This window comes from Salicibibacter cibarius (assembly GCF_016495725.1).
Taxonomy (GTDB): Bacteria; Bacillota; Bacilli; order Bacillales; family Marinococcaceae; genus Salicibibacter; species Salicibibacter cibarius.
Genome location: NZ_CP054705.1, coordinates 3055373 through 3080446 on the forward strand (window position 1 = coordinate 3055373; position 25074 = coordinate 3080446).

Here is a 25074-nt window from a genome sequence, read left to right on the forward strand (position 1 = left end):
TTATTATGCATCCCCCTTATCGGATTTACGGGTGCTATTGTAGCAGGGATTTATCATATTTGGATCATTGGCGTATAACGGGGTATGGCAACGATTCCTGTATTTTCGGTCCATTTGCTTAAATTCAGCCGATAATAGTTCAAGGATTATCTAAAATACTTGCTGCCATGACAATGAGATTCTATACTTTTTTTGACTATAGGGAGTATTCCGAGATACGTGCAAAAATATAACACAGTGTGATGGAAACCTTGAAATCGGTACTGTAAGCAATGCGTCTGGGACATAACCCTGTAAAAATGAATAAACCGCGTGAAATCAAATTTTAAAACCTTGATTCCACGCGGTTTTATTTTTTGTTCTAACATCAATTAGTTTATACCTTCTGTTCCAGCCTTATTTTCCATATTCCCTTGTGTTCAGTCTATGATTTTGTCAACGCCGAATAGGATCTTCTTTACCTTTCTCAACCAACCATTCCGTACTTCTTTCTACCAACCCGAGGGTTAAAAAGCCATTGCCTTCTGCTTGATTCGCATAACCAATGGGGGTTGTCCGTCGAATTAACTGAGCGTAGATTTCTGCTTCTGAAAGGGATCGTTCAAAATCACGTTCAGCCATGTTGATCAGCATAGCTACGCCACCTGCGACATGGGGGGTAGACATGGAGGTTCCTGTTAACTCGGCATACTCCCCATTGATATACGTGGATAAAATGTTTACACCGGGAGCAACGAGGTCGATTTCATCATTCGTATTCGTAAATTCAGTGGTTTCCAGATCAAAGTTTACGGCGCCTACGGCGATCGTTTCGTTATAAGCACCGGGATATGCAAACTCATCTGTGTTCTCTTCGCCATCTCCTTCATTACCGGCTGCGCACACAACAGAAACCTCTTGCTCAACCGCATATTGAATGACGTCATGGAGTTGTTCAACGTCTTCAGGGCTTCCGAGCGACATCGTGATGACCCGAACCCGTTCTTCGTTGGGTCCTCTCCAATCGACCGCATAACGAACGGCTTCAATGATCCATTCCATCTGACCACTGCCATCCTCACTTAAAGCTTTTAAAATACAAAGATCCGCTCGAGGCGCAACACCTAAAACGCCATTCCCGGTCTTTGTAGCAGCAACTGTCCCAGCCACATGGGTACCATGTCCATTATTATCCGAAAAATTAGTTTCATCCCCGTTGTAATCAGTCGTGAAGTTTCTTCCTCCAATAATTCTTTCTTGCAAATCAGGATGATCCGTTTGACAACCCGTGTCAATGACCGCTATGACCTGCCCTTCACCTTTTTCTTCAGCCTCCCACAACATCGGAGCCTCGACCATTTCAATGCCTGTCGGTACTTCAGATGACGTCGTCACAACTCTTTCACGTTTAAAAGGAATCAGACGAGCTTTTTTCATCATTAACGCCTCCTTAACTATGGGTTATAGTATGTATTCCCACTTTCCTTTCAATAAAAACGTAAATTTGGTAAATTTAAGAATTTAGTGAACAATTCCATGTTGGTTTTATGGGTGTAGAACCAACATTTATGCACAGATACCAATGTAAATATGAACCATATGATCTTCCTAGTGCAGCCTGTCGAAAAAAAGCGGTCACACCAACGATCGGAAGACCGGATTAGGGCTTCAAACTGGGGTCAGTGATCGATTGGATTAAACCGCCACAGCCCGAATTAAGGTATCAAAGGCTATCGTCAATGACCGAATGGTTTCTTGCGAAGCAGGCTCCCCGGTCGCCATGAAACAGTTCATGGCGACCGAACACGAAAGCCAATCTCTCATTCGGTCGCCATGAGGCAGCCATGCCGACCGAATATCTTTGATACAAGCCTTTTCGGTCACCATGAAGCGGCTATGACGCCCGAACGCTTTCGATTCAGGCCATTACGGTCGTCATAAAACGGTTATGGCGACCGAACACGAGAACCGACCACTTTCTCGGTCGCCATGACGCGGTAAATTGTCCGTTAGGGAGCCAGAAGCGTTGCCGACCGAACTTCTGCCAACTGTCTCCATGATTAGGTAATTAAGCCACCTTGCACTAGTGATCCTATCTTTTTTAATACACCTTAATTCAATATACTATTTCTATTATGAATTTTTTCTATCCAAAAATGAAGGCAGCGCCCTGTTCCCGGCACTGCCTTTTCCGTTATTCACTGCTGTACTTTGTCCCGTAACGCTCTTTTCAAAAACTTTCCTACTGACGTTTTTGGGATTTCGTCCATGAACAACACGTCGTCCGGAAGCCACCATTTTGCAAATTGTGGTCGGAGGAAATCGTTAATGTCGTCTTTTGAGATCGATACTTTATCGCCATCTTTGACGACCACACATGCCACGGGGCGTTCTTGCCATTTCGGATCGGCCACCGCTACCACTGCCGCTTCCTGTACAGCATCATGGGCCATAATCGCGTTTTCCAACTCTACCGACGAAATCCACTCGCCCCCGCTTTTGATCAAATCTTTCGTGCGATCAACAATATTGATGGACCCTTCCTCATCAATGGTCACAACATCGCCGGTGTAGAGCCATCCATCCTGAAAAGCTTCCTCGCTGCGATTATCGTTATGATATTCATCGGCAATCCACGGGCCGCGAATGAGCAGTTCGCCCATGTCCTCCCCGTCCCATTTGATATCGCCGTTTTCATTGATCGCTTTGATATCGATGCCCGGAACCGCCATTCCCTGTGTCGAGCGAACATCCATCCGTTCGGCTTCAGGGAGCTCCTGTTGATGGCTTTTCAGACGGGATAGGGTCACAAGAGGCGTCGTTTCCGTCATCCCGTAAGCATGAACGAAAGGAATGTTGTATTCCTTTTCAAATTTCTCGATCATTCCTTTTGGTGCTGCGGAACCTCCGCAAAGGACCGCGCGCAAGCTGCTCATATCATAATTTTCTTGTTCCAACACTTGCAACAACCCGAGCCAAATCGTGGGAACGCCGGCAGTGATCGTTACGCCTTCACTTTGAATCAGTTCTGCTATCAACTTAGGTGTAAAGTTCGGTCCCGGCAACACTTGCTTTGATCCAAACCATGTCGACGAAAAAGGCATTCCCCATGCGTTAACATGAAACATGGGCACGACAGGCATACTGACATCATCCTCGGATGCCGCGGCCGAGTCGGCCAAGCCGAGGGACAATGTGTGCAACGCAATCCCCCGATGGGAATAGACGACGCCTTTCGGCAATCCTGTCGTCGCCGATGTATAGCACATCGCTGCCGGTTCATTTTCATCGATATCCTGTAAAAATTCGTACGTTTCGTCGCCGTCGCGGATGAGTGCTTCATAAGAATATATCGGCGCTAGCGACGTTTCCGGAAGCTCATCCTTGTCGGTCATCACCACGAACGTATGCACAGACGTGAGCTTATCCTTGACCCTCTCGATCAAAGGCAACAAGTCTTCATCAATCAAGAGCACACGGTCTTCGGCATGGTTAATGACGTGTACGAGGTGCTCTTCCGGAAGACGGATATTGATCATATGGATGATGCCGCCCATCCCGGGGACGCCGAAATACGCTTCCAAATGGCGATGGTGGTTCCACGCAAAAGAGCCGACACGTTCGCCTCTTTGCACACCGAACTTTTCAAGAACGCTCGCCAATGCGCGCGTGCGTTTGCCAATATCCCTGTATGTCAGACGATGCGTCGTATCCAATGTCCTGGAAACCACTTCCTTTTTCGGAAAATATGTTTCCGCGCGCTCCAACATTGGCGCTACCAATAGTTGTGTATTCATCATTGCTGATCACTCCCCTTTATAGTCATCGTTTAGTTCTGCCAATAGTTCATCCGTATGTTCCCCGAGCCGAGGTCCCTTTGAGTGAATAGACGCCGGACTTTCGGATAACTTAATCGGAGAACCGATGTGTTGTGCGCCATTTACGCTTTGGACCATCTCCCTTTCAAGCACGTGGGGATCACGTGTGACTTCTTCCATCGTCAGCAGCGGCGCCACACAAGCCTCTCGATCTTGAAACACGTCCATCCATTCCGATAAATCTTTTTCGGAAATAACGGCTTGGATCTCCGCTTTTAAGCGATGTTGCTCGGCTACTGAAGCATACTGCAGTGGGATCAATGATTCTTTTCCGACCCCTTCGCAAAACGCTTTCCAAAACTTCGGCTCCAATGCACCGACGGACAACCAGCGCCCATCTTTCGTTTCATAAACTTCGTAACAGGCATTTCTGCCGGCAAGCGGCAACTCCTCTTTTTGAACCGACTGTTTTTTTACAAAATGTTCCGGAAGGATGGTTTGCAGCCAAGCGATCACCCCGTCCAGCATGGATATATCGACCATTTGTCCGCGTCCGGTTTGCCTTTTTTCTAACAACGCGAGTAAAATGCCTGCGATAGCAGGAAGGGCGCCACCACCTATGTCCGCGATTTGAACGGAAGGGATCGACGGCTTTTCATACGTTTTGCCCATTAAGTGAAGAATGCCGGCGTAACTAAGATAATTAATATCATGGCCGGAGTACTGTGCGTAAGGCCCGGTTTGCCCGTAGCCGGTTATCGCGCAAAAAATAAGTCCGGGGTTGATATCTTTCAATGTTTCATAGCCGATGCCGAGCCTGTCCATGACACCGGGCCGAAAGGATTCAATCACCACATCGGCCGTCTTGGCCATTTTTAAAAAAGTGTCTTTTCCTTCTTCCGTTTTTAAATCAAGCGTGACGCTCTTTTTATTGCGATTCAAAGAATGAAAAAGTGCGCCATTTTCATCGACTATCGGCGGCATTACGCGCGCGTAATCGCCCACGTTCGTTTCTTCAATTTTAATCACTTCAGCACCAAAATCGGCGAGTAGCATCGTCGCGTAAGGACCGGGTAGAAGACGTGTGAGGTCAAGTACGCGTACATTACCGAGTGTATTGGACATGTCTTTCCCTTCTTTATCATTAAGTCTCTTTCAAGGCTTCACGCATTTTATATTTTTGTAATTTTCCTGAAGCATTACGCGGCAATTCCTCTACCACTTGTAGCTTTCGTGGAATCTTGAACGCGGCCATTTCATCACGACAGAACTCTTCCAGTTCCGCAAGGGTTATCGTCTCTCCCGGTTTGGGGGCAACAACGGCGGTCACAACCTCTCCCCATGTAGGGTCCGGTGTACCGACCACTCCGGCCTCCAATATTTTCGCATGTCCGTAAAGAACGTTTTCCACTTCCACTGTATAGACGTTTTCTCCGCCGGAAATGATCATATCCTTGCTTCGGTCAACGAGAGTGATGTATCCTTCTTGGTCACGCACGGTTAAATCACCGGTATGAAGCCACCCATCTACAATGGTGGTTGCTGTCGCTTCCGGTTTCTTATAATATTCCTTCATAATGGGATCCCCTCGCAAGAGGAGCTCCCCGACTACTCCGTCTGCTGCCTCCGATCCGTTCTCGTTTGCCACTTTCGTCTCTACAAATAGCATAGGGTAACGGCCGGACTTTCCAATGTGATCTTTATGATCTTCCGGCATAAGACCGATTCCACTCGGTCCTCCTTCCGTTAACCCACATAAATTGTAAAATTGGTTTGTATTAAATAACTTCATACTTTGGCGTACAACATCAGGAGCCATCGGTGCTGCGCCATATCCGCACAATTTGATTGAATCAAGTTCATATTCGTCTGCATTCGGCACTTGCAACAAATAGGAATACATCGTCGGAATTCCAAAGAAAAAGGTAATCCGGTGTTTTTCGATCATTTCAAGTACGGTTGTAGGATCAAAATCACGAAGAATGACGTGTGTCGCTCCTACATAAAGCCCTTGCAACAAAAAGAGATTTAACTGGGCAGAGTGAAACAATGGCGCCACATGAAGATGGGTTTCATTCGCGTGCAAACCCATCAGTCCCGTTACGCCTTGGGAAATGTACAAGATTCGTTTGTGATCAAATAGCGCGCCTTTCGGAAGCCCTGTTGTCCCAGAGGTATAAAGGATTTCAAAATCATCATCTTCGTCTATACGTACATTAGGTTCTTCATCTGACGCGTGAAAGACATTCTCAAATGAAAGATGCTTGTCTAGCTTTGCTGTCGGCACGGAAACAACATCACGTATCCCGGAAATGGAAGCGCTTGCTTCGTTGATAATTTTTTCGAACTCCTCGTCACAAACGACTGTAACTGTGTCCGACTGTTCCAAAATATATTGAACTTCATTCCCGATGAGCCGAAAGTTAATAGGCACAAGGACAGCACCAAGCTTTGCTGCTCCATAAAAGGCAATCACAAAATCATCTGAGTTTTTCATCATCAAGGCTACTTTGTCACCTTTGTGCACCCCTAACTGCGTCAAACCATTTGCGAAACGATTAATGCGTTGATTCAGTTCCCAATAGGTGTATGTTCGATCATTATAAATCAAAGCCATTTTCTCCGGGTGGCGACGAACGTTTTGAACAAAAACGGAAATGAGATTCATGTTTTGCCCCTCCCCCGCGTTAGATTGTTTATCTCAGCTTCCTCCCTAGACACTCCCTTTACAAGTATATTCTGAACATATACGATTATCCTCACGCTAATGGAGTCGTTATGCTCTTATCCTAGCAGTTTGTTGATAAATGGACAAGAGTATTTTCGACTGTCCCTCCCGGACAGGCTCTTCCTTCTCTTGCCTATATAAACTGCGAAAAAAAACAGCCCAAAATGGGCTGTTTTAAGCGAATGAAAGCTTACTGTTTTTCTTCTCCTTCAATCTCGACCTCTTCGTCCGGGAGCGATTGCTCGAATTCCTCGCGTTTTTCTTCAAGTTCACGCTTGGATTCTTCCTGGAAATCGGGTTCAAACTCTTGTTGTTTGCTCTCCAGACGTAATATATCGTACTCATTGCTTAACGCTTTAACGAGTGATATAGCCAACAGTATCACGACGAACGAGAATGGGAATGCGGCAATGAGCATCGCCATCTCCAAGGCTTCCAGACCACCGGAAAATAGAAGGACAGAAGCTGTTCCTGCAAGGATCACGCCCCAAATGATTTTAATGTTCAGGGGTGGATTAAGCCTTCCGCCGGTCGTAAGCATGCCTAGCACAAATGTCCCTGCATCGGCAGACGTCACAAAGAACGAGGCAATCAGCAACACGGCTATGCCGATTACAAGGGTTGCCAGTGGGAGATTTTCCAGAAACGCGAATAGGGCAACTTCGTCCCCTTGCGCTCCCACGAGGTCATATAACTGTCCTCCCAACGATTGATCCATCTCGATGCCGGCGACACCTAAAACCGCGAACCAAATCGCGCTAAACACGAACGGGACTGCCGTAACCCCGATGACAAATTCCCGGATGGTTCTACCCTTGGATACCCGGGCAATAAACGTTCCGACGAACGCCGACCAACCAATCCACCAAGCCCAGTAAAAGAGTGTCCAATCATTTAGAAAGTCCCGCTCTCCTGTGAAGGCATTCATGTCAAACGTCATGCTGGGCAGGTTTTGTAAATAATTCCCTGTTGTCGTCATAAACGAATCAACCATCTGCACCGTTGATCCGAGCACGAATACAAAAATCATCAAACCGATTGCTACAATGATGTTCATCCAGCTTAAATAACGGATCCCCCGATCGACACCGCTGACCGCCGAGGTAATAAAAAGGACGGTTATGATCAGAACGACGAGCAGCTGCGTCATGATAGTGTTCTCTATGCCATCAAAACTAAAGCTTAAGCCGGCGGTAATCTGCGTCGCGCCCAAACCTAGGGAAGTGGCAATACCAAAGATGGTGCCGAATACGGCCAACACATCAACCGCTTGTCCCCAGCCGCCTTTTGCCCGATCCCCCAATATCGGGGTGAGTGCAGAGCTTATCAAGATCGGCGCCTGATGCCTGAATTTAAAATACGCGAGGACCAAGCCAACAACGGCATATGTAGCCCACGGATGGATTCCCCAATGGAACAACGTATGTTGCAGCGATTCTTCCGCTGCTGCCATCGAACCGGGATCTTCCGATGGCGGAGCGTGAAAATGCGTCAACGGTTCCGTAACACCGAAGAATACGAGACCGACGCCCATTCCCGCTGTAAAGAGAAAGGCAAACCATGTAAAATAACTGTATTCCGGTTTCTCATCCGGTTTTCCGAGTGTAATCCTTCCATAAGGACTTACCACCATAAAGATGGCAAAAAGGACAAAGAACGTCATGACTAGCATATAAAACCAGCCAAGGTTTGAAGCTATAAAACCATCGATAAACCCAAGTACAGTTTCAACATTCTCGGGTAAAAAGGTACCCCATAGTATAAAAACCGTCGCGATGGCTACGGCCACCCAAAATACGGGCGTTAATTTACTATTTTTCTTTTGCATCCTAAATCCTCCTGACTTAAGTATGACGAAAACTCTACCTAGTGTATAACATCCACATGAAAACCTTCAAGGATTTCTTCCCAAAAAATGTCGAAAGTATGCATTTAAAATCAAAATTACGGATATATTATATAAATTAAAACAAGGCTAGTCACAATATGCGGCAACAGGAATAGGAATAATTTAAAACTTATGCTACTTCCTTCCTTGGCGGTTTTTTTATAATCCCCATCCATCTTCTTTTTATGCCGGTGTTCATCTTTAATGGTAATGAGGCTCACAAATCCTAAGATAACAATCCCCACCATCGCGATCCAACCGGAAATCGTATACACATGGCTAATCTTTTGCGTAACGAGTGAAAATACGACAATAAGCAGCCACAAAGTGAGGCCGCTTAAAAACCAATTGCGTTTTTTCCCCATATCCAATCCTCCGCCCCAAGTGCCTATTTTCGCTCCTGCAAGTCTGCCATAGACCCGCCTTTTCAGCCTATGCAGTTTTTATGTAGTTCAACTGCCCTTTCACTATCTAATTGTTCATCATACATTATTACTGATACATGTTGAAAGGGGGATTAAAATGTACGGAGCAGGCGGAGGATTTGCGCTCATTGTTGTGCTGTTCATCCTTCTGATCATTGTAGGAACATCGTTTGGCGGAGGAAAAGGTTACGGCGGCTATGGTTATGGCGGCGGTTTTTGCTAATCATTAGCCGCTCAACGTATAAAACTCCCACTGGTCAAGTGGGAGTTTATCTTCTCTTATACCATTTGACGATCCCAAAATCGATGGGCGGCAATCGCTTCGATGAACGGTTGGACAAAATCCGTATTATTATCTCCCTGCACGACGCCCACTCCATCGGCCAAGTTTATTTTTTTCAGCCAATGTAAACCCTCATTGCTTGCCGCTATTGGCTTGAAGTGCTCAAATGCTTGCCTCATAAACTTGGTCGCGCCTCTTTCAAACATGGCATCGGCATTTTTCCCTCCATCTACATAGACCGCATCAAACACGACCGAAGCATCGGTTTGAAAGGTATGCTTGGCCTCGACCTTACTGTCGCCCACCCCCGTGATCGGACCGATTTTGTCACTTAAAACCCTTGGATCGACGCCCGCTGCCGCCAAACCGTCGATCATGGCTTCCACTTTTTGGCCGTCATAGCCATCAGCGACAATAATTGCGACTCTACGCGTCTGCGCACTTTTCGTCGTATTCGCCTGACTGAGGGCTGACGATTGTTTCGTTACACTGGAACCTCCGGAAGTTGGCGGCGTGCTTCCAATCGTTTCGGCAAAGGCCGCGGTCATATCCACGTCCACATTGGCAAACATGTCAACGATTCTTTGCTTGACGTCTTTGCTTTTCACTTTGCCGACCTCAAAACGGAACGCATCAATAATATGCTGTTTTTCCGGTTCGCTCATGCTGTTCCAGAACAATTTTGCTTGCGAGAAATGGTCCTTGAAACTATCGCTGCGCGCGCGTATTTTATGCCCGTCGACTTTTTCTTGATAATGGCCATAACCCCCTTCTTCTTCGCTGACCGTGTAAGGGGAGCTGTTGGCTAACGCGTTTCGATGGTGGGCGACGTTCCCTACATTGATCGTCTGGCGCATAAACCCTTCGCGTTGATTATTAAAAAATGGACATACCGGTCGGTTTATCGGAATTTCGTGATGATTCGGGCTGCCGAAACGAAGGATTTGCGTATCCAAGTACGAAAAAAGACGGCCTTGCAACAACGGATCATTGGTAAAGTCAATGCCCGGAACAATATTAGCCGGATGAAAAGCTACCTGCTCCGTTTCTGCGAAAAAATTGTCAACATTGTGGTTCAACGTCATTTTTCCGATCATGCGCACCGGCACATCTTCTTCCGGCCAAATCTTCGTGGGATCGAGAATATCAAAATCAAACGCGAACTCATCTTTTTCATCAATGATCTGCACGCCTAGCTCAAACTCCGCGGGATTGCCCAAGTTAATATTGTCCCACAAGTCGCGACGGTTAAAATCAGGATCTGCCCCGCCGATGATTTCCGCTTCCTCCCAAGAAAGGGAGTGAACACCGAGAACAGGTTTCCAATGGAATTTTACAAAAGAACCTTTCCCTTCCTCATTGACGAATCGAAACGTGTTCACACCGAAACCTTCCATCATCCGAAAACTTCTCGGGATGGCACGGTCGCTCATGAGCCACATAATCATATGGGCGCACTCCTGATTTTGCGAGACCCAATCCCAAAACGTATCGTGGGCAGCGGTCGCCTGCGGGATTTCATTATCAGGTTCCGGCTTAATCGCGTGCACAATGTCCGGGAATTTAATCGCATCCTGAATAAAAAAAACCGGCATATTATTGGCCACCAAATCGTAGTTGCCTTCTTCTGTGTAAAATTTCGTCGCGAACCCGCGCACGTCACGCGCAGTATCTTTCGAGCCCCGTTGGCCGACGACCGTTGAAAATCGGACGAATACAGGCGTTTTCACGCTTGGATCCTGCAAAAACTTTGCCTTCGTAAACGGCTTCATCGATTCGTAGACTTCAAATTCGCCATGGGCGGCAAATCCGCGCGCGTGCACAACCCGTTCCGGCGTACGCTCATTGTCAAAATGAGTAACTTTCTCTCGGAAATGGAAATCATCCATAATCGTCGGACCGCGCTCTCCCGCTTTTAAAGAAAATTCATCCTCGCTCATTTTCAAACCTTGATTTGTCGTCAATGGCTTGTCCCGATTATCATAACTCCGAAACGCTTCCAGCTGTTCATTTTTGCTGTTTTCGCTAAAATTTTGTTCTTCCTCATTGATGTTCTTTTTATCCGCCACGTTGACACGCTCCCTTCCTTAGTAAAGCGCAAGCGTCCTTCGTCAAACGAGGCGCCTGCGCTGGACTTCACTCGACTATATCGTTTGTTGTTTCAAGACCGGATATATGGCTCCTACATTTTGAATATCCATGGCAGGGGCAGGCGCAAGTGGATAGTATCCCTTGTTCACCATGTATTGCCAAATATCATAGGAATGATGGCTACTATTTAAAAAGCAGTTCTCAAAAAACGTACGCAATTCCGGGTTCGCGCATTCTGTGGCTGCCTTTGCATAATTTGTGGCTGCTGCTTTTTGATTGAGCAAATAAGCCGTCGCGATTTCCCGATCATTCGGTTGTTGTTCCGTCAAACGCATTTCCACCGGGGGGAGTGGATTAACCGGCGTTTCGGTATAACTCGTTAAATTCGGCGTATACGTGTCCGGTTGAAACGTAGAGATATCGGGGGTGGAAGCGTCTTGTAAAAACTCCACCTTCATATTATAATCGTCAACATGCATCGGAAAATGTTGGGTTAGCATTTGCTGTAATTCCGGGTCTTGGGCTTGTTTCATCCAAGTCGACATACAAGAAACGGTGTTGAAACAACTCATGGTAAGTTCGCTTAATTCATGGAATTCATGTCCGGCTAATTGCATATACTTTTTCCTCCAAATGTCATAAATTATTTCGCAAACTTAGGCTATCCGTGCATATATGGATTTATTCATCCTTTATGAGGCGTCCATAAACTGAGAACAAGAGGGCTTCATACGCGTTTATCGGCCCTCTCATTCGCGCTTATCGAGCCGACGTTCAAGTTCGGCAATCTGCTGCTGTAACGCTTCTATTTTGGCATCCGTATCAGAGTTAGAGCTGGAGTTCGGGTTACCATTAGGTTCATCGAGGCCTGTAGGAAGTGGGATGTCCCCATTTATACCATTTTCATCGGGGTCCTCCGTCACTTCTTCCCTTTGCAGTTCCCGATACGCTATGCTGGCAGCTGAAAATTGGAGTCCTTCCCCGAGGACAGCCAACAATTGCCCAAAATATTCCAATTTAACGATAAGCGATTCGGGATCCTGTTCCTCGTTCGTTGTTTGCGTTTGCGGAGGGTGCCAACCATACATGGAAGAATAAGAACGTTTCCTGCCACCGAACACCATCATCACCTCGAATCCGCCCATTAGGTAGGGATTGCTGAACAACTGGCAGATATCAGCTGAAGCCGGGATGCCGCTTCCATGGCTTCGCTTTTTCGCGGACGAACGGTCAAGCCTCCTCGCGCAAAACCGGCGCTGCGGAGTCTTGACGCGTCCGTTTTTCCGCTGGAGTCCCGCCATTGCAGCGTCATCCCTTCGTATGTTTCCAGACGTGCAAGGGTTTTCTGCTTTTAGGATAGATTTCCGTGCATCCAGTTTTGACAACATCAACGGAAAATGCTTATGTGCCAATCTTTTTCCGTTATTCAGCAGCCCCTAGGTATATATCCCATTGTATGTAGGCATGCATGAAAAAGTGTACGTCAAACTGCACACTAAGGAGAGCCCATATAAGCGTCTGACTACGGGTCGTACTCGCTTAGGCCCTCCTTCACCGGTCTTCGAGCCGTCGCTCAAGCTCGGTAATCTGTTGTTGCATTGCTTCCATTTGTTGCGCCATCATTGTGATGGCATCTGTATCGGGATTACGGTTGGGGTCGGGGTTCGGTTCATCGAGCGGGGTAGCATCGAATTGTTGTAGTTCTCGAAGTGCTATACGGGCAGCTGATAACGAAATCCCACTACCGAGGAGAAATAACACTTGCGAAATGTATTGCATTTTTAGGATCAATGATTCGGAATCCCGCACACCGCTCATTGGTTGCGAGGACTGCTGTCCGTACTCGGAAGCGTAAGGCTGCCTATCATCGAACACCATCATCACCTCAAATTATCTGCCATTAGGTATTTATCCCATTGTATGTAGGCATTTATGAAAAAGTGTACACCCGGAATGACAGTCAAAACAGGAGGGAAAATAGATGTGCGGCCGCTTTACGTTATTCGATCAAATCAAAGCCATCCAAAAACGCTTCGGCATTAATGTCAGTAAATTGGACGAAGCAACACCCAGCTTTAATATCGCCCCCTCGCAATCTGTTATCGCGATCATTAATGATGGAGAGCGAAACAGGCTAGGTCAACTGCGTTGGGGACTCATCCCTTTTTGGGCAAAAGACACAAAAATCGGCTATAAAATGATTAATGCACGCGCGGAAACGATAACAGAAAAAAGCAGCTTTAAACACGCCTTCATCCGCAGGCGATGCCTCATTCCCGCGAATGGGTTTTATGAATGGAAAACCGTCAATGGACAAAAACAACCGTACCTTATTCAACTGAAAGGGGAAGGATTATTCGGATTCGCAGGCTTATGGGAGAAATGGACAGACGGGGAAGAAACCATTTTTTCTTGTGCGATTATTACGACCGAGGCAAATGAAATGATGAGCGACATTCACCACCGCATGCCCGTCATTGTTAAAAAGGAAGAAGAAGCATCATGGCTGGATCCAAACATTCAAGATCCAAACACACTCAAGCAATTTCTTCTTCCCATTGACTCAGACGAAATGAAAGCTTATGCGGTCTCCGCAGACGTCAACAGCGCGAAAAACAACCACGAGGGATTGCTGAATTCGCTATAAACGTGAATGTCAGGCTGTGCGATCGACCACCTCTTGGGATCGATCGCTGAATAGATTCCGTCGTCCCGGGCGCCGTGAAGTCCCATGACGACCGTATTCGATCAGGGTAGGCCTTTTCAGGCACCATAAAGCTCTCTTGGTGACCGTATTCGTGTCGGGACAGCCCTTTTCAGGCGTCATGAAGCTCTCTTGGTGACCGTATTCGTGCGGGACAGCCTTTTTCAGGTGCCATAAAGCTCCCTTGGCGACCGTATTCGTGCAGGGCAGCCCTTTTCAGGCGTCATGAAGCTCTCTTGGTGACCGTATTCGTGCGGGGCAGCCTTTTTCGGGCGTCATAAAGCTCTCATGACGACCGTATTCGTGCGGGGCAGCCTTTTTCAGGCGTCATAAAGCTCCCATGGCGACCGTATTCAATCGGAACACCCTTTTCAGGTGCCATGAAGGACTCCCTGTTCTATACGTCAGCCCTTTATCACTGTATGTTTTTGAATAAATTCCCTCAACTCTTCAACCGTAAGCCCTATTTTTTAGCCTCGCGCATGATTTTCACCCAATCTTCTTCCGCCCTTTCGCGATCCCTATTCATACGTACACCTTCCTCTGCGTATTTTTTATCTATCCATGGCTTGCGAGCGGATTAAAAAAATAAAAATTATGAATACAATTCGGCGTCTATTATCCCCTATATTGTTTTTTACTAAACCGATAGTCACCTATCCTATAGTATAGGCCTAAGCCTTCCCCGAAAAATGTAAAGCAACACGACGAAAACAGATTTATTTTCGATAAATTTGCATATTTCCGTGCTGAAAAAGGAGCCTCGCGTGGGCTCCTCTTTTTTAATCCGAATCTTCTTCGACAATATCCTGTTCTGCATCGAGTTCGTAATCCGCCCCTTCGGAATAGTCATTTGCCGCGTCCCAAAGAAGGAATTCGTAGATGCCATTATCATAAAGCGCCTGGATTTGCGCCTCTACTTCATCTGCGCCGTATTCCATCCAGTCGCCATCCTGCAAATAGGAAGCTGTGAAGTCCTGAAGCCAAGGCCTGGAGATTGGTGGATCTTCCATATCATCCATTAGTTCATTTTCCAGTTGGGCGTATTCGTCAACAATATTATACGGCTCAAGATCGGGTTGATCGATACCAAAATGCGGCGTCCAATGGCTCGGATAAATCATCGATGACATAATATCAACGTTTTCGGCGATTTCAGTGAAGTTTTGTCCAATGCCCGGGGTTTCCTCTACCGTTGCCGCGTAACCGAAAATATCACCCGAAACTTTTACCCCATAAGGCCTTAACTCTTCACGGGCATATTCAACAAAATCGGTGACAGCCGCTACGCGGTTTTGGATATTATCCTCGCCGGATTCGGCATAATTCCCTTCGCTATATTCGAGGTCATCATCGCGATTTTCAAATCCTTCCGGAAAACGTATATAATCGAGCTGTATTTCTTTAAAACCAGCTTCAGCCGCTTTTTTTGCCACTTCAATATTGTACTCCCATACTTCTTCATCGAACGGATTGACAAATGATTCGCCGCTGCTGTTTGACCACACGTCCCCGTTTTCCAAAAAGGAAAGCTCCGGCTCTTCCTCGGCCAACTCTGTATCTTTGAAAACGACGAGACGAGCGATGGGATAAATGTCGTTTTCCTCAAAAGTATCCATCATCCCCTCCATATCGTCGATGATTTCATTGGTATTGGCCTGGACACGCTCATCGTCTGAACCCGTGTCATAGGTAACAAACCCGTGATCATCCTTAACGTCAACCACAATGCTGTTCAAGGACGTTTCGTTGACAAAATTGACGAGATCATCAGCATTATCGCCCCCCATGGAATGGGCCGTCGAGAAAATCCCCTTGACCCCGTCTTCCGGGTATTCGATCTCAACACCGCTGTCATACGTGAAACGATCGGGAATTAAGTGTGGAAGCGCGAGCAAGTCATCGTCGTTTAGTTCAAATAACGCTTCTTCCTCTTCTGCCTCTTCCTCGCCATTCTCTTGTTCTTCCTCGTTTTCATCTGCAGCAACCGGATCATGATAGCCGCTGAAAGCAACCGTTCCGGCCAATAAAGCGATGGTTATTTTTTTGCTCATGAGCTCGCCTCCTCCGATATTTCGACGTCTTCAAGTGCGGCTTCCGTTGTGAGCAGCTCATCATGAATGCTTTCAAGCAGCTCGTGAACGTCTTCCTGGGCCTCGTTGACGGTTTCAATCCCATCAGCAAGAAATTCGAAATCGCTATCCTCGCCTAATCCGCTGAAATAGTCGTCTTGGGTCTGAAGTTCCGAGCCGTATGTTTCCACAAATTCGTTCAACTCATTATGTAAGGAAGCGGTTTGTTCATTTAACTGTTCCAATTCGTCCATGGGCAGCTCTTCACTGTCTCCATCTTCGAGCACCGTCGCTATGATATCATTTTCCATCTGCATGGCTTGCGCGGAATCGTTGATCGCTGCCAAATGGGATTCTCTTTCTTCAAGATTTGCGAACACTTGAGCTTCCCGTGCTGAAAAAAGTTCAGCCTCGTTTTCTGCCAAGTCTTCTTCAAATCCCTCTAGCATCTCTTCCTCTTGAGCCAATATCTCATTGATGTAAGCGATGACATTATCTTTTTGATTTTCTATTTCAGCCACCGACGACGTAGCATCTTCGATACCGACTGATTCGCTGCAGCCTGCAAGCGAAACAGCACCGATCGTGATGGCGGCCGTTTGCACCCATCTTTTCAATGGACCCCCTCCTTTTTCTATTAAAAAACTTAAGTCTAGTATATCAGCTTTACATTAATTACTAAATGATTTCTCTAACTTTTTTTTACCTACGATCGGCTTTATAATGGTATATAATGCTGTTTATCCGAATAAAGATTGATCGATCACGAAATGGGAGGGAACGATGCAAAAGTGGTATTATTTAGTTGATGACGGAGAAGTCATTGGACCATTCGCAGACATTGAAATGATCGAATTATATACAGGAGAAAAAATTCATAGCGAAACGTACGTCTGGAATGAACATTTGGATGAATGGCTTTATTTCCGTGATTCACCCCTTTTTAACGAGGAATGGAAAGAAAACGAACCAGAACCCGAACATCAAAAGATTCGGGAAGCATCGAGCCGCATCTCTTTTCGGGAACTGTTCTCGGAAGTACCCAAAAAGCATGCCGGAGGCAACTCCGAACGGGAATCTTCATTGCCACGCCCATGGATATTTTCCCGCGTCTTGCTTGTCATGATGCTCACGGCGGCCGCCCTTTTTTCTATGGCCTATCTATTCTATCTCCCCCAGTTTTTACCTGGGATCCTGATCGTCAGCGCTTTTTCTATTCCTTTCGCGCTCGTTGTCTTTTTTTGGGAAATAATCTCCCCGAAAAACGTACACCTTTATGACCTCGGGCAAATGTTTTTTATCGGCAGTCTCGTCGCGTTAGTTCTCATGCAAATCTTGTACAATTTGTTTCCATTGGGAGAATGGCGCATCCCCGGGGCAATTTTGATCGCCATCATCATGACACTAGGCAAATTAGCGCTCATCGCTGTATTTCTTCATCGATTGAACACACGCTATTATGTAAACGGATTGTTAATCGGTGCCACCATAGGCGCTGCGTTCGCCATTTTTGAGTCGTTGGGACACGCATTTCACGCATATGCATCCGGAGGATATGGCGAAATCCTGGACACACTGGCCTTGCACGGATGGTCAGCAGCCGGCTCCCACACGATTTGGGGAAGCCTCATCGGAGGGGCGCTCGCTTTCGTAAAACGAAACGATTCACTGAAAAAAAACCATTTCACCGACCCGGGCTTTTTAAAGTTACTTACGATCCCGGTTGTTTTGCACGCGGCTTGGAACATTTCTCTTCTTACCGATTATTATGTTTTGCTATTGATTGCATTAAGCGTCATTGTCTGGGTGTTTATTTTTCGGGGGATTCAACGAGATCTGGGCGAAAAACAGCGGGAGGTGGAAAGCTAGCCATGAAGATTTACGTAGACGCGGATGCTTGTCCGGTTAAAGATATTATTATTGAAGCGGGGCGCGCCGCAAATATTCCCGTTGTCTTGGTGAAAAGTTTCAACCATTACTCACCGGAAGAACAACCTCCCGGCGTCGAAACGGTTTACGTTGATACCGGCGCGGATGCTGCGGATTATCGCATCATGCAACTGGCCGACACCCATGATCTTATCGTGACGCAAGATTACGGTTTGGCTGCCCTTGGACTGGCGAAAAATTGCACGGTTCTCCATCATAACGGCTTCGTCTATTCGAATGAAAACATCGAACAATTACTAAGCAGTCGCCATGCCCAAGCAAAAATACGGCGAAGCGGCCAAAAAACCAAAGGGCCGAAATTGTTCACCGACGAAGACCGCGAGCGATTCAGAGCGACGTTGGAAGAAGCGCTTGATTCGTAAGGGCTGGGGCCATGAAACACTTCATGACGACTGAAACGGGTCGCGCTTTATTGCTTCGGGCACCATGAATGCTTCATGGCGACTGAAACGGGCCGTGCTTTCTTGCTTCGGGCACCATGATCGCTCCATGACGACTGAAACGGGCCGCACTTTCTTGCTTCGGGCACCATGAATGTTTCATGGCGACTGAAACGGGCCGCGCTTTATTGCTTCGGGCACCATGAACGCTCCATGGCGACTGAAATGGGTCGCGCCTTCGGTATAGTCCATATAATTGTGTAAAAAGAAAAAGGGTCAAGTCGACTCCCGTGTTACAATGTTTTCAGCGAAAAAAACAAACAGGAGGAATCGACAATGACCCAGTTCCATCTTACCCTAAACGCGGATCAATTAAAAGAAGAGCTCATGAATTCAGACATGAGTGCCGTCGCGAAATCCTCGATGGTCCTCGTCCTGAATCAAATCATGGAGCAGGAGCGCGATGATTACTTACAAGCAGCAGCCTATGAACGCAATGGCGCGCGTGTGGACTATCGAAACGGCTATTACGAACGTGATTACACGATGTCTTTTGGGAAAGTCACACTGACCGTTCCACGCACGCGCAACGGCGAATTCTCTCCCTCTGTGTTTGAGAAATATGCACGTTCCGAACAAGCCTTTCTCTTAGCGATGTTGGAGATGGTCGTTAACGGCGTATCCACGCGGAAAGTCACGAAGGCTGTGGAAGAGCTTTGCGGCGAGCGTGTGTCCAAATCTTTCGTGTCCTCGCTCACCGAAAAATTAGACCCGGTCGTCAACGAATGGGCCCAGCGCCCTTTGAACGTGAATGCCTACAGGTATGTCTACGCCGATGCCATGTATATTAAAGTCCGTGAGGATCAAAAGGTCGTCTCCAAAGCCGTTTATATCGCGCTCGGGGTCAATGACCAAAACAAACGGGAAATCATTGGTCTTCAAGTGAATCATGCCGAATCCAAAGAGGGATGGTTTCAATTCTTTCAATCGCTTCAAGCCAGGGGTCTGGCATCGCCACAATTGGTGATTTCCGATGCGCACGAAGGCCTGAAACAGGCCATTCAACAAGCGTTTGTTGGAACCTCGTGGCAACGGTGCACGGTTCATTTTAAGCGAAACTTGTTTGAACACATCCCCAAAAAAGGTTCAGAAGGCTTTCGTTCGCTCGTTAAGGAGCTCTTAAACGGGAGTTCTCCTGCAAGAGCCCGCCAGTTACGCACCGAGATCTTTGATCAATACGAGGGCGTCAAAGGTTATGAAAAAGCGTTAGAGAAACTCGATGAAGGATTTGAAGATGCGATTCAATTTATGAATGAACCCATCGCTTATCATGACCAATTGCGCACGACAAACAATCTCGAAGGGATAAATTCCGAGGTTCGCCGCCGCGAGCAAGTCATTCGGATTTTTCCAAATACCCAATCCGCCTTTCGATTAATTGGAGCGTTGCTCAAGGAACATGAAGAAAGCCTTGATCGTGGTAACCGAACGTTTTTAAAAGGAAAACCAACCGATTTGTAAGCAAATGAAAAGGCAAGAAAGCAAGGGTGATTCAGCAAAATTTTCCTTCTAGGGCGCCCGCGGGCGCCCTAGAAGGAAACACCCCAAGTTCAAAACCTATCTCCCACTCGCTGATTCATTGTGATACTTTTACACATAATTAAGGACTTGACTCGCGCCTTCTTGTTTCGGGAACCATGATCGCCAATCCATGGCGACAGACGCCAGTAAAGTTGGCGAGATCGCGGAATGGCGCCGTCGTTGCTCGAGTTAGACCTATACACCGTATCTTTATCAGCCGAAACCCCCTCAATATCAGCCAAATTTTGCAATATATCAGCCAAAAATATTCATATATCAGCTATTTTCCCACTAGCGACCCATGCCCATCTCATAGCGCCCCCAACTAAAAAAACGAGGCGTCCACGCCTCGTTTTTTCCTAATACGTTTGTTCTACGTTGTACATCTCATCGTTTTCCAATTCAATAAAGAGTTCCAATCTGTAAATGTCATCTTCATTAAGGTCTAATGCGGAAATTAACTCTTGGGCCATTTCCTCATCATCCTGTTGAGTATCAAGCTGAACGTTTCCGAGTATCTCTTCGATCTCTTCTCTCGCTTCGTCCCCTTCACGCTCATCATCGTCTTTTTCTACTTCGGCATCCACCTCGTCATTCTCCGCCTCATACTCGAACTCCCACTCGGTATCGTCCGTAAATTGGATTTCCAATTCCAATTCACGCACCCCTTTGTCAAGGGCCGTCTCTCCGTCACCAGCGCCATCTTCCCCGTTCATATCATCCATACCATCCATTTCATCTTGCCTATTCGCATCATCGCCAACCATATCGTTGCTTAAATCCTCGGTCATGTCCCCATTATCAGCATTATCCGTCGCTTCGCCGTTTCCATTTCCGTTCATATCACCGTTTTCATTCATCCCGTCGTCCCCATTTTGATCGTCAGCAGTTCCACAAGCAGAAAGCAAAAGCGCAAGGCCAAAGGTTGTCATTATTTTCCACTGCATAGAATTGTATCCTCCTTCTAAGTATGGGTGTAGGCTCTCGCTTAGCTTGCCCGCTCCCCACAAACTTAAACAACATTTCTATGCAGTTTCCTAATTTTTTTATTGCGCCGCAACGACCGAACGAACAGAGATGAGCAATGCCGGTAAATCTTCCATGCCCGCCTCATCGGCATGGCGATCCACACGAACCCCATATTCCTGCAAAAGCCGGCGCGTCTCCAATCCGACACAAACCACCGTTTTATCCGAACACCAAACCGCCAGCGCATCATCCAATTTCTGCGAAAAGGCATGCACTTGATCGGGCACCGTAAACAACACCGTATTAATCCAATCATCGGCAACCAACCGTGAAAACACATCATCTTTTACTCTAGAAGATTTCCGCTCCACGATTTGCCAATACGTATCCTCATCTTTCGGACACGCACCAACCGTTAACTCAGGCTCCCCGCCCCCCTCCGGCGACAACCCGTGCGCTTTAAGCGCCTCTTCCGTATCAACATCTGCCCCGGTCACATACGCGGGTAACCGGCGTACATCATGCCCCTCGTCTTTCCAATGCTGTAAAAAAAACCCGACACTACACGCATCCTCAAAATGCACACGCCGATAAGCCGGCAACGGCGCACCGAGACGTTCTCGGTTGAACGTAAACACATCCCCGGGATAAGAAAAAACATGAGCGCCGAGGCGCGTCAACATACCGGTTGTTTTTTCCCGGCCGGTAACGTCCCCACCGGCCCATAACACACTTGTGCCCTGTAGCGGCAAATTCTCATACCAGTGCAAATCCGCGTGAAACCGGGCTGTCTCCCCTACAATAACAAGCGCGGGGTTCGTTATACTTTTGGCTTCCACTTCGCTTACAATTGTCGTGATCGTGCCACTTGCCGTTTGCTGTTTCGGGGTCGTGCCCCATTGCACGACAACAACCGGCGTTTCATTGCTCCACCCTTCGCTTGCAAGCCGTCCCATCCAGAACGGAAGATAATGCATGCCCATATAAAAAATTAACGTATCTGCCCGGGGGAGGACCACCTCGGACAACGGCATCTCTTTACGGGCATGGCCGGTGACAAAAGCAACACTCGTGCTGAGCGAACGGTAGGTCGCCGGCACCCCCGCATAAGAAGCGCCGGCAAGCCCGGCGGTCAGACCGGGAACAACCTCATAAGAAATGCCTGCCGTTCGGAGCGCCTCCGCTTCTTCACCGAGATGGGCAAACACCCCCGGGTCGCCGCCTTTTAAACGGACGACAAATAGCCCTTCCCGCGCATAACGCGTGAGCATCACTTGGATCGTCGATTGCCGGGTGGCGTGGCCTCTCGGGATTTTGCCGCTGTATATACGTGTTGCCTCTTCTTTTGTATGTTCCAATAAAAGCGGGTGGACGAGCCGATCATACACAATCACATCCGCCCGTTCCAATAACGCTTTTCCCTTTTCCGTCAACAGTCCCGGGTCTCCCGGCCCGGCGCCGACAATGGCCACGCTCCCTTTCATCTTACATCCGCCTTTCCAAACTCACGATAGCCGCAAGAGGTCGTCAAGTTGTTCGACAAGCTCGCGCACGTTCTCCTCGGTTGAACGTTCACCCGTTTGCAATGTAATATCCGGGGCCGCAGGTGCCTCGTAAGGCGCGCTAATGCCGGTAAACGACGGGATTTCCCCGCTGCGCGCTTTTTTGTACAACCCCTTCGGATCACGGGCTTCGCACGTTTCAAGCGGGCAGTCGACAAACACTTCAATAAAACGCCCATTCGGTAATCGTTCCCGCGCCCTTGCCCGATCATCGGCATAGGGTGAAATAAATGCAGTGCTTACGATATGGCCCGCATCGACGAACAGACGGGCAACTTCGCTAATGCGGCGAATATTTTCGACCCGATCTTCTTCGGAAAAGCCAAGGTCGTTGTTCAAGCCATGGCGAACGTTGTCCCCGTCCAAAACGTAACTTCGATACCCGTGATCATGAAAGTAACGGTCGACGGCATTCGCGAGCGTTGACTTTCCCGAGCCGGATAAACCGGTAAACCATAACACAAATGCGGAATGGTTATTTTTTTGCTCCCGTTCGGTTTGGGAAACGGCAGCATCATGCCAAACAATATCTGCGTTGCTCATCTCTTCTCCTCCTATCCATATCTATTGAACCGGAGACCGGTAGGCTTCCATCAGCACGTTCACGACTTCACGCCTGCTAAATTCTTTCGGGGGAGCTTCCCCGTTTCCAAGCATCTCCCTCACTTTTGTGCCGGACAATATCACATGTTGCTCCGAATCATGGGGGCACGTTTTGGCGGTGGCCATCGCTTCACAAGCATTGCAATAAAAACTATGTTCAAAAAACAGCGGTGATATGCCAAGCGCTTCGACCGAAAACTGTTTTAATAGCGTCTGCGCTTCATAGGTACCGTAATAGTCGCCAACCCCGGCATGGTCTCTACCGACGATAAAATGGGTGCACCCGTAATTTTTGCGCACGAGCGCGTGAAAAATGGCTTCACGAGGCCCCGCGTAACGCATGGCAGCCGGGAATACGGAGAGCTGGACCCGGTCCTCCGGATAATAACCCGACAACAACACTTTATAACTTTTCATGCGCACATCGGCAGGAATGTCCCCTTTTTTTGTCGCACCGACAAGCGGATGCAACAACAAGCCATCTACCGTTTCCAATGCCGTTTTTTGGATGTATTCATGGGCACGGTGCACGGGGTTTCGCGTTTGGAAACCGACGACCGTTTGCCAATTGTTTGCCGCAAAAGCTTCCCGGGTGTCTTGAGGCGCCAATGCTTCGGCTTCAAAAAGCCCATGCTCGACGGGACGGGCAAGTGTAACGTCGCCACCCACGTATACGTCCGGTCGCGTAAAAAGTTGGGCAACGCCCGGATGGTCCTCATCGGCCGTTTTAAACACTTGCGTCGCTTCCTGTTCTTTATCGGGGCGATAAATGTCAGAAACCGTTATCCACCCGTAAGCCACTCCATCTTTTTCCAATAGGGCTGGTTCCCCAACGCTTAAATCAGCTGCCAACGCTTCCGTTACCGGCAAAGTGATCGGCAAGCTCCACACTAGGCCATTTTCCAGTTCCATGGAAGAAACGACACGTTCATAATCACGCGCGTTCAGAAAACCGGTTAATGGCGAGTACGCGCCGTTTGCAATTAATTCCAGGTCGGCAAGCGCCATTTCATCCAATGGGATTTGAACATTCGTCGCCGGCAAATCTGCCCCATACTGTCGTCTGTCGACCAATGAGCCCCCGTGGGGAATACTCGTCGTCATATGTCATCCTCCTCGGTATGTTTTAAATTACCAATGCAACCCGCATTCGGTTTTTTCCATTCCGCTCCATCTTCCGCTTCGTTCATCTGCGCCATCAAGCACTTGTGCCGTGCACGGAGCGCATCCAATGCTTGGATAATTCTGATCATGCAATGGATTATAAGGCAAGTCACGATCGCGAATATATGCCCATACATCTTCATGCGTCCAATGAATGAGCGGGCATATTTTCAAGAGTGAAAAACGATGATCTTTCCCGATAAACGGGGTGTCACGCCGGGTGGGCGACTGTTCCCGCCGCAATCCGGAAATCCAAGCTGTATAGTGAGACAATTCTTGTTGCAAAGGTTCAAATTTACGCATTTGGCAACATTGATCCGGGTTTCGTTCCCATAAACGATCGCCATACTTTTCCTTTTGCTCTTCGACCGTATGTTCAGGTGTCAGCGCTTTGATATTTAGGGTCGGAAAAGCTTTTCGTACGTCATCAAGCAATGTATACGTTTCTTTGAAATGCAAGCCGGTATCGAGAAAAATAACATTTGCTCCGGGATTCACGTCTTCGATCAAATCAAGAAGCACCATCCCTTCGGCACCAAGGCTGCAGGAATATACAAGTTGATCTCCGAACGTTTCATAAGACCAAGCCAATACATCGGCCGCTTTTTTATTCACCAATGCCTCGTTATTCAAATGCTTCAGTTCTTCATCACTGAGTGTCGATACGGTCATCAATGGGAGCGCCCCCTTTACAATCCTAACTAAATTTATAGGATTTATATGTTCTATGAGATTATTCTATTCAGAAACATTGAAAATGTCAATCCTTAATTTTGAATGCATCATTTAAAAGGGTTTTATTCTACCTCAAATTGGACAATTTCAATGTACCTCGGATTTGCAGTTTATTCCATTTCGAGGTGCGTTGTGGACCTTA

General features: G+C 47.5%; 21 protein-coding genes and 1 pseudogene. 5 read left to right on the forward strand and 17 right to left on the reverse strand.

The window, feature by feature from the left end:
* Positions 1–435 precede the first annotated feature (435 nt).
* The 6 genes from HUG15_RS15535 to HUG15_RS15565 all read right to left on the reverse strand — a co-directional run bounded on the left by HUG15_RS15535 (position 436) and on the right by HUG15_RS15565 (position 8778).
* Positions 436–1416, reverse strand: a complete 981-nt coding sequence (locus HUG15_RS15535) for a S8 family peptidase (protein WP_281393513.1) — start codon at positions 1414–1416, stop codon at positions 436–438.
* Positions 1417–2177: 761 nt separating this feature from the next.
* The gene (locus HUG15_RS15545) at positions 2178–3779 is read right to left on the reverse strand and encodes a long-chain fatty acid--CoA ligase (protein ID WP_200123960.1); all 1602 of its coding nucleotides are present in this window, start codon (positions 3777–3779) and stop codon (positions 2178–2180) included.
* A 6-nt stretch (positions 3780–3785) separates the two neighbouring features.
* Positions 3786–4922: a CaiB/BaiF CoA transferase family protein gene (locus HUG15_RS15550; RefSeq protein WP_200123961.1), complete on the reverse strand. Its 1137-nt coding sequence runs from the start codon at positions 4920–4922 to the stop codon at positions 3786–3788.
* Positions 4923–4941: 19 nt separating this feature from the next.
* Positions 4942–6465 carry a long-chain-fatty-acid--CoA ligase gene (locus tag HUG15_RS15555; RefSeq protein ID WP_200123962.1) on the reverse strand — a complete coding sequence of 508 codons (1524 nt, stop codon included), beginning with the start codon at positions 6463–6465 and terminating at the stop codon, positions 4942–4944.
* 250 nt (positions 6466–6715) lie between these two features.
* Positions 6716–8353, reverse strand: a complete 1638-nt coding sequence (locus HUG15_RS15560) for a BCCT family transporter (protein ID WP_200123963.1) — start codon at positions 8351–8353, stop codon at positions 6716–6718.
* A 116-nt stretch (positions 8354–8469) separates the two neighbouring features.
* Entirely contained in the window at positions 8470–8778 is a 309-nt protein-coding gene (locus tag HUG15_RS15565; RefSeq protein WP_200123964.1) for a hypothetical protein, read from the reverse strand.
* Between the two features lie 157 nt (positions 8779–8935).
* On the opposite strand from HUG15_RS15565, the pseudogene HUG15_RS15570 reads away from it, so the two are divergent.
* Positions 8936–9019 (forward strand): annotated as a pseudogene (locus tag HUG15_RS15570) (YjcZ family sporulation protein); the annotation flags it as partial.
* Between the two features lie 98 nt (positions 9020–9117).
* Here HUG15_RS15570 and HUG15_RS15575 read toward each other — a convergent pair.
* The 4 genes from HUG15_RS15575 to HUG15_RS15590 all read right to left on the reverse strand — a co-directional run bounded on the left by HUG15_RS15575 (position 9118) and on the right by HUG15_RS15590 (position 13087).
* A complete protein-coding gene (locus tag HUG15_RS15575; protein WP_246516365.1) occupies positions 9118–11190 on the reverse strand; it encodes a catalase in 2073 nt (690 codons plus the stop codon).
* Positions 11191–11265: 75 nt separating this feature from the next.
* On the reverse strand, positions 11266–11829 hold the full coding sequence (locus HUG15_RS15580) for a spore coat protein (RefSeq protein ID WP_200123966.1): 564 nt from the start codon (positions 11827–11829) through the stop codon (positions 11266–11268).
* Between the two features lie 132 nt (positions 11830–11961).
* Entirely contained in the window at positions 11962–12513 is a 552-nt protein-coding gene (locus HUG15_RS15585; protein ID WP_211202237.1) for a hypothetical protein, read from the reverse strand.
* A 250-nt stretch (positions 12514–12763) separates the two neighbouring features.
* Entirely contained in the window at positions 12764–13087 is a 324-nt protein-coding gene (locus HUG15_RS15590) for a hypothetical protein (protein WP_211202238.1), read from the reverse strand.
* Positions 13088–13193: 106 nt separating this feature from the next.
* On the opposite strand from HUG15_RS15590, the gene HUG15_RS15595 reads away from it, so the two are divergent.
* Positions 13194–13859, forward strand: a complete 666-nt coding sequence (locus tag HUG15_RS15595) for an SOS response-associated peptidase (protein WP_200123969.1) — start codon at positions 13194–13196, stop codon at positions 13857–13859.
* Between the two features lie 839 nt (positions 13860–14698).
* On the opposite strand, the gene HUG15_RS15600 is transcribed toward HUG15_RS15595, so the two are convergent.
* Complete coding sequence (locus HUG15_RS15600) at positions 14699–15970, reverse strand: putative glycoside hydrolase (RefSeq protein WP_200123970.1); 1272 nt, start codon at positions 15968–15970, stop codon at positions 14699–14701.
* Complete coding sequence (locus HUG15_RS15605) at positions 15967–16605, reverse strand: YkyA family protein (RefSeq protein ID WP_200123971.1); 639 nt, start codon at positions 16603–16605, stop codon at positions 15967–15969. Before HUG15_RS15605 ends, HUG15_RS15600 begins: the two co-directional genes overlap by 4 nt.
* A 166-nt stretch (positions 16606–16771) precedes the next feature.
* Between HUG15_RS15605 and HUG15_RS15610 the strand changes: the two genes are divergently transcribed.
* The 3 genes from HUG15_RS15610 (at position 16772) to HUG15_RS15620 (ending at position 19839) form a co-directional block, all read left to right on the forward strand.
* A complete protein-coding gene (locus tag HUG15_RS15610) occupies positions 16772–17857 on the forward strand; it encodes a PrsW family glutamic-type intramembrane protease (RefSeq protein WP_200123972.1) in 1086 nt (361 codons plus the stop codon).
* Between the two features lie 2 nt (positions 17858–17859).
* Positions 17860–18300, forward strand: a complete 441-nt coding sequence (locus HUG15_RS15615) for a YaiI/YqxD family protein (RefSeq protein ID WP_200123973.1) — start codon at positions 17860–17862, stop codon at positions 18298–18300.
* A gap of 354 nt (positions 18301–18654) precedes the next feature.
* Positions 18655–19839 carry an IS256 family transposase gene (locus tag HUG15_RS15620; RefSeq protein ID WP_200123767.1) on the forward strand — a complete coding sequence of 395 codons (1185 nt, stop codon included), beginning with the start codon at positions 18655–18657 and terminating at the stop codon, positions 19837–19839.
* A gap of 419 nt (positions 19840–20258) precedes the next feature.
* Here HUG15_RS15620 and HUG15_RS15625 read toward each other — a convergent pair whose 3' ends face one another.
* The 5 genes from HUG15_RS15625 to HUG15_RS15645 form a co-directional block, all read right to left on the reverse strand.
* On the reverse strand, positions 20259–20846 hold the full coding sequence (locus tag HUG15_RS15625; RefSeq protein WP_200123974.1) for a YusW family protein: 588 nt from the start codon (positions 20844–20846) through the stop codon (positions 20259–20261).
* Between the two features lie 99 nt (positions 20847–20945).
* Complete coding sequence (gene cobA, locus HUG15_RS15630) at positions 20946–22352, reverse strand: uroporphyrinogen-III C-methyltransferase (protein ID WP_200123975.1); 1407 nt, start codon at positions 22350–22352, stop codon at positions 20946–20948.
* 21 nt (positions 22353–22373) lie between these two features.
* Positions 22374–22973 carry an adenylyl-sulfate kinase gene (gene cysC / locus HUG15_RS15635; protein WP_200123976.1) on the reverse strand — a complete coding sequence of 200 codons (600 nt, stop codon included), beginning with the start codon at positions 22971–22973 and terminating at the stop codon, positions 22374–22376.
* Between the two features lie 21 nt (positions 22974–22994).
* The gene (gene sat, locus HUG15_RS15640; protein ID WP_200123977.1) at positions 22995–24137 is read right to left on the reverse strand and encodes a sulfate adenylyltransferase; all 1143 of its coding nucleotides are present in this window, start codon (positions 24135–24137) and stop codon (positions 22995–22997) included.
* Positions 24138–24164: 27 nt separating this feature from the next.
* Positions 24165–24869, reverse strand: coding sequence for a phosphoadenylyl-sulfate reductase (locus HUG15_RS15645; RefSeq protein WP_200129011.1), 705 nt, complete (start codon positions 24867–24869; stop codon positions 24165–24167).
* Positions 24870–25074: the final 205 nt, after the last annotated feature.